At 29.6% G+C, this 6724-nt stretch carries 6 protein-coding genes; 2 read left to right on the forward strand and 4 right to left on the reverse strand.

Annotated elements, in window-relative coordinates; genetic code table 11:
* Both JJE11_RS11920 and JJE11_RS11925 read left to right on the forward strand, forming a co-directional pair.
* Positions 1 to 1502 (forward strand): helix-turn-helix domain-containing protein (locus JJE11_RS11920; RefSeq protein WP_291635866.1); only part of this gene is annotated, 1502 nt, incomplete at its 5' end.
* Between the two features lie 146 nt (positions 1503 to 1648).
* On the forward strand, positions 1649 to 3076 hold the full coding sequence (locus tag JJE11_RS11925; RefSeq protein WP_291635868.1) for an MATE family efflux transporter: 1428 nt from the start codon (positions 1649 to 1651) through the stop codon (positions 3074 to 3076).
* Here JJE11_RS11925 and JJE11_RS11930 read toward each other — a convergent pair.
* The 4 genes from JJE11_RS11930 to JJE11_RS11945 form a co-directional block, all read right to left on the reverse strand.
* Positions 3069 to 3725 (reverse strand): Type 1 glutamine amidotransferase-like domain-containing protein, encoded by a 657-nt coding sequence (locus JJE11_RS11930; RefSeq protein WP_291635871.1) that lies wholly within the window; start codon positions 3723 to 3725, stop codon positions 3069 to 3071. The genes JJE11_RS11925 and JJE11_RS11930 overlap by 8 nt on opposite strands.
* A gap of 23 nt (positions 3726 to 3748) precedes the next feature.
* A complete protein-coding gene (locus tag JJE11_RS11935) occupies positions 3749 to 4264 on the reverse strand; it encodes a GNAT family N-acetyltransferase (RefSeq protein WP_291635873.1) in 516 nt (171 codons plus the stop codon).
* Between the two features lie 202 nt (positions 4265 to 4466).
* Positions 4467 to 5330 carry a metallophosphoesterase gene (locus tag JJE11_RS11940; RefSeq protein WP_291635875.1) on the reverse strand — a complete coding sequence of 288 codons (864 nt, stop codon included), beginning with the start codon at positions 5328 to 5330 and terminating at the stop codon, positions 4467 to 4469.
* A gap of 119 nt (positions 5331 to 5449) precedes the next feature.
* The coding region (locus JJE11_RS11945; RefSeq protein WP_291635877.1) for a methyl-accepting chemotaxis protein at positions 5450 to 6724 on the reverse strand (1275 nt) is incomplete at its 5' end.

Raw genomic sequence — 6724 nt, forward strand, 5'->3', positions numbered from 1 at the left:
AGGAGGAATATTTAAGTTCTTATTATTTATCTCATCAAATTAAGGATATGGCTGGAACAAATTTTAGTGAACTCGTAAATATTGTACGAGTAGATGAATCTATTAAATTGTTATTAGATACAGACAAAACTATATCAGATATTTCTATGGATGTTGGTTTTTCTCATACTAGATATTATAATAAGAGCTTTAAGGAACACTATAAGTGTACCCCTTTACAATTCAGAAAAAAATATTATATACCTGATGAAAAATTTGATAGCTTTAAAAAAATACAAACACATGATTTATCTGAAGGACTGCAGTACTTATCTTATTATTTGGAAGACTATGATAGATTTAACTATACAAATAGAATTATAAAGCTTCAAACAGACTTTTCACTTCCAAGTACAGAATTACAACATATATGGAAGGAAAAAATAAATTTAGGACAAGCAAAGGAACTTATTAAAGCAGGGGAACAGGGCTATTTGAGGGCTATTCAAGAAGCTATAGGCTTTAAAAATGGTATAATTCAAAACTTATTTGGAAAAGAAATGAAAATATATTTCAATGAAAATGCAAGATTTTTAAATTGGAATGAAGTTGATAAACTACTCGAATTTTTAATGGATATATCCCTTGTACCATTAATAATTTTGAACCAGACTTTTGAAGATAAAAGTTCTTTCATAAAGCTTTTAGAGAGCTTTATACTGTATTTTGCTGATATATATGGAATAGAGGTAGTAAGGTTATGGAAATTCCAAGCCTCTAAAGATCTATCTTTAGAGTATATACATATTACGCGGGAAATTTTCGAAAAATACGAATTGCAGAATTTAATAGAGGAACCTTTTAATGTTCCAAAAGCAATAAATACAATTTTTGATTCTTCCTATATGCTTCCATATATTATTCATAATTTTATTAATAATAAAAATAGCCTGCTTACTCTGACTGCTTTTGATACTGTGGAAGAAAACTCAATTTTAAATAATGAATTATTTTTTGGCTCTCCTGGTTTAATTACATTAAACGGAATAAAAAAAGTTTCCTACTATGCTTATTATTTATTGTCAAAACTAGGAAATGAGGTTATAGACCATGGCGATGGATACATTATTACAAGGCAAGATGATGATCTTCAGGTCTTACTTTACAGTTACAGTGATGAGCTTAATACCCTAATTAAACTAGAGGATTTATCTAAAGGTAAGGGTATTAAAAATATTACTGAGAGAAAGATATCCTTATCCATTAAAAATTTAGTTCACGACTATAAAGTTATTAAATATGAAATTGGAGAAAAGGTCGGCTCAGCCTACGATATCTGGCTACGCATGGGTAAACCCAATAGGCTTAGTTTTGATGAATGGAAAATTTTAACTAAGATTTCTACACCTAATATTTCTTTATCTTATGCTAAAAAAACTGCAGTTTATAATAATATAATAAAGATAGAGGGTTATGGTTCTACCTTAATAGTTCTTCAAAAAGTACAAAAACACCTATTTTAAGGTGTTTTTTTGTTATTTAAGCATTATCTATTATCACATGTTAGCAACTTTGTACTTTATATTTAGCAACTGTGTGAATGCTAAAATATTCATAATGTCTTAAAATAATACTATAGAAAGAAAAATTTTAAGGAGAAGTGGATTTCATGACAATGGGTAACATGACAGAAAGCAATAAGATGTTTGGTGAGGAGAAAATTGGAAAGCTATTATTAAAATTTTCCGTACCAGCAGTAATTTCATTAATGGTAGTTGAAATGTACAACATGGTGGATTCTATGTTTTTAGGGCAAGCAATAGGAGCTAATGCTATCGGTGCTTTAACCATAGCCTTTCCAATTCAAAGATTATTTGTAGCAATATCTATGCTTATAGCTATTGGTGCCTCTACCTCAGTTGCAAGAAGCTGTGGAGACGAAGATTTTGAAAACTTAAGAATTATAATACCTAATGCTATAGTTCTAATGTTTATAATAGCTTCGGTAACTGGGATTAGTATTTTTATTTTTAGGAATAAAATCATAATTGGTTTAGGTGCTTCAGAAAATATATTTCCGCTAGCAAAAGATTATGTGAGTATAATATTACTGGGCACTTTGTTTCAATCCTTTACTGTAATTGCCTCCTATATTATAACTGCTTTTGGAAACACTAAAATAGTTTTAATAGGCACCTCTATTGGAGCAATTTGCAATGTACTTATAGATTATTACCTAGTAAATATATTTCATTTTGGTGTAAAAGGAGCTGCTATCGCAACAGTATTATCTCAGATAATATCTTTTATATATGTTCTAACTGTATTTATGAAAATAAAGAATGTTTTAAAATTTTCCATTAAATTGACCCTTAATAAAGCAGTGTCAATTGGAATAATATACGTTGGATTTTCAACCTTTATAATAGAGATATCAGATGCAGTAGTCGCTGCTATCTTAAACAATTTACTATCCTCCTATGGCGGGGATTTGGCTATAGTAACAGTTGGATTAACTACAAGGGTTTCAATGTTTTTATTTATGACGATTATGGGTATAAGCTCAGCTATGCAACCTATAGCTGCCTATAACTATGGTGCTGGAAATTATACAAGATTAAAAGAAGTTGTCAAAATATCTATAATTGCAGTATCTGTAAGCTCAACTATATTGTGGGCAGTATTTATGATTTTTGCCGAAGGACTTATAGGAATATTTATAAATGATAGCGCTATTATAGAACAAACAGCAAAAGCTTTTAGAATAATTATAGCTGTATTCCCATGCCTTGGAATATATTATTTAGCAATCTCTTATTACCAAGCTATAAATAGAGTTAAAGCCTCTTTCAAGTTATCTATTTACAGGCAGCTAATAATATTTATCCCACTAGTGTATTCTCTTGTAATCGGTCTGGACATGGGTGTGCTAGGGGCATGGATTGCTTATCCAGTATCAGATATAATATCCTTCATTACAGCTACTATATTCCTTAAATATACTTATATTTCACTAGAAATACTAGAGATGCATCAAGTATTTAAGAAGAACAAGGCTAAATTTAATAAAGCAAGACTTGCTAATGCAACTATTTAACAACTTGCCTTATTTCTCCCTCTTTTATCATTTTTATATTCCCATAAAAGTGTAATCGATCATTCATTACTACTATTCCATCCCCATCATTACATGCATAAACCGTGTTGCCCGTATATTTAGAATATTCTTTTAAATCATACAAATAATTGCTATCTTCATTCCAATGCGGTATAAAGTCAAAATCAACTAGTGCTAAAGATGATAAATCTGATAAACCAACTATATCCTCATCACTAAATTGTGCAGTTGATATGTCTTTTGACATAAGTATTGCACCTGCACCTACCCCTATAATATGACCCCCATTTTCAACATACCTTCTAAGTCTAGTTATAAAATACCTTTTTTTTAGATTATTCAAAAAATAATAGGTATTCCCACAGGCTAGGTAGATCACATCTGATTTAAATATATTTTCTATTTTATCTATATTACAAAAGTCATCTATATCAAAATAGATAAATTCAAAATTTCCATATTCTCTTAACTCAATTTTTGTTTTCTCAAAATGTTTTAGTTCTCTATCAGTCATTGAAGGTATAAAGCTTAAAGTATATTTTTTATCTAAAAATATTTCTCTCGTTTTTACTTTTAAATCCATGTTATCGTTTTCAGTAAAATCACTAAGTAAAACCAGTGCTCCCATATTATTATCATCCCACTTCCATATTAATGTATAGGTTTTACATTGTACCTTGCCATTAAGTATTCGTCGTCATATTTCCCATTTCTAATTATTGCATATTTTTTAATGCCTTCTATCTCAAAACCTAAAGATTTATATAAATTTATTGCTTTTTCATTATCTGTGAAAACTCCGAGTTCTATTCTTACAAGCATCAACCAATTATCGCCTATATCAATTAAATTTCTCATTAGAGCTTTACCTATTCCCCTACACTGGTATTCTCTATTTATCATTATTACAACGCTGCCAGAATGCCTTAGTCTATTTGATCTATTTACTGATAGACTAGCAACTCCGACTACTCTCTTACCCCCATCTTCTTCTACCTCTCCTACTAGCATATGGTCATTTTCTGTAAGCCCATTTATAAAGCATTGTGTTCTTTCAACTCTATCACTAGTTATACCCAATATATTTTCTCTAACTCCATCTTGCCGCCGTATCTCATTTATAAATACTGCATCTTCAAGTTTTACTGGTCTTATTATAAAATTCATACCCCAATTCCCTCCCCCAAATATATTAATAAAAAGCAAAAAAATTCCACGAAATCACTTTAGAAGTGACTCCGTAGACTTATCTACGTGTAGGAAAGTTCCCTGTACCACTAACATTTGTTAGGTACACTCACTGTATATGTATATATTATGATATTACCAATATATTGTCAATGTAAAAAATAATAAAAACTTCAATTTTTCAGTTCAGGTCTACATTTAATGTTACAGTTACTATTTCTGGTCTATTGAATATTCTTTGAGGAAAAGTACTATTGCCAAGTCCTCTGCTTATTACCATAGTGGTATTATTCTTTCTGTGTATACCTTTATAATACTTTGGCCAAAAACCTTGATTTGGTGAAAGTATTCCACCTACAAAAGGAATAATAACTTGCCCACCATGAGCATGGCCAGTAAAAGCAACATCTATATTATTATTAACATAAAGGTCAAAAAATTCAGGTCTGTGGGAAAGTAATATTTTAAAATACTTTTCATTATTAACGCGAAGCAATTCACTTTTCATTATATCTTCATTCTTATAATTTTCAGAAGAACCAGAGGTATTAAAAGCAGGGTCATCTACTCCCAAAACGAGGATTTTTTCACTATTCTTTTCGTATGCAATAGATTCATTCCTTAAAACGACTACTCCCTTTACCTTAAGTTTTTTTTCTAAAGATGCAAATTTTCCAGACCAGCCCTCATGGTTTCCATTAACATAATATATTGGTGCTATGGATTTTATTTTATCAATGAATGACAGTACATTTTCTTCATTATATCTTCGTCTATCTACTAAATCTCCTGTAATAACTATAATATCTGGATTTTGTGATTTTATTTTATTTGTTAGAGTGTTATTATCTTTATAAAAAACTTTACTATGTAAATCTGAAATTTGAACTATTTTAAAATTATCAAAAGCTTTTGGAAGCATGCTACTCTTTATATTATACTTGGAAACTACTATATTATTATTTTCAAAATACGAAAAGAAAACTAAAAAAATAATAATAGCAATAAGTATAATGTATTTTTCGCAAAAAATTCTATTAATCATAGTTGGCACCATGTCCTTTCAATTTATATAATGATTATCTCACAAAAAGTGGAAAACATCGAGTATAAATATGAAGGGGACGGTGCCACCCACATGGCAAGTGGCATTTGAATAAATTTTTAAAAACTAAATTTATTCATTTTTTCTCTAAGATCATTAGTTGAATTTTCTAGTTGTTGTACTAGTTTGTCCATATTCACTGTTTCAATATATTGATTTTCAATTACGGAGCCTATTTGATTTACAGAATTTGTGAACTCTGAGCAAATAATATTTACCTCTTTAAGTGTATTTATAACGTTGCTATTTTCATTATTTAATGTGTCAATGCTAAGATCTATCTGTCCAATAGAGGAAACAATATCCTCTGTAGAACTCAATGCCTTCTGATAACTTCCAATAGTATCATTTATAGCACTATCTTGCTCATTAAAAACCCTATTTACTTCATCTATGCTTGTTTCAGTTTTGAACATATTGTTATTAACACTACTAACTATATCCTGTATTTTGCACATTTGCTCTCCTATGCCCTCTGATAAATTCCTAATTTCTCTAGCTACCACGCTAAAACCTGCCCCATATTTCCCTGCACTAGCTGCTTCTATAGATGCATTTAATGACAATATATGAGTTCTTTTAGATATGTTGTTTACAACATCCACTATATCTTTAATCCCCATTAAATCCGCATATAATTCCTTGAAAGATGTATTTACTCCATTTAATTTATCTGTACTTTCCATATTTATATATTTTAAGCTAGTTACTGTACTTATATTAATATTGTTAATATTCTTAATATTTTCAGCTTTTAAATACATATCTGTAGATTGTACCTTTATGCTTTGGACCTTTTTAGTTATAGCTTCAAAGGAACTTACGCTTAAATCGATCACATTGTTTAACTTATCAGTATCCTCTGATACCAACTGAGTATTTTCTGTAATTATCTCCATGCCTGCAACTATATTATGTTGAGTCGTCCCTGTAACCTTATTAATATGTAGAAGTTCTTCAGTTACCTTCTTTACGTCAAATACTAAAGATTTAATATTCTCCGTCATAAAATTAAAACTTCGTGACAGTTTACCAATCTCATCATTACTTTTTATTTCATTAACAACTGCAAGATTTCCTTTTGAAATTTCCACTGTATTTTTCACTAGGACCTCCATAGGCCTCAGAATCTTTCTAATAAATATGTAACATAAAGGTACCATTACTATAAGCATTATAAAGGTCATTAATACTATAAGATTTCCCAATAAATTTGATGCACTTTTAATATTATTCTCGTTTACTGTAAGAACTACTAAACTTTTTAATTCAGGCACACTAATATAAAATGCGCTAAACGTTTCTTCTCCTCTCTTATAAGTAAGTTCCTTCAT

The organism is Clostridium sp., from assembly GCF_016650095.1.
In the GTDB taxonomy this organism is placed as follows: domain Bacteria; phylum Bacillota; class Clostridia; order Clostridiales; family Clostridiaceae; genus Clostridium_AD.

What these genes read in the sequence shown, in the direction of transcription:
- JJE11_RS11925 (WP_291635868.1), top strand. Translation starts at nt 1,649, where the DNA reads ATGACAATGGGTAACATGACAGAAAGCAATAAGATGTTTGGTGAGGAG.
- JJE11_RS11940 (WP_291635875.1), bottom strand. Translation starts at nt 5,330, where the DNA reads ATGATTAATAGAATTTTTTGCGAAAAATACATTATACTTATTGCTATT.
- JJE11_RS11935 (WP_291635873.1), bottom strand. Translation starts at nt 4,264, where the DNA reads ATGAATTTTATAATAAGACCAGTAAAACTTGAAGATGCAGTATTTATA.
- JJE11_RS11930 (WP_291635871.1), bottom strand. Translation starts at nt 3,725, where the DNA reads ATGGGAGCACTGGTTTTACTTAGTGATTTTACTGAAAACGATAACATG.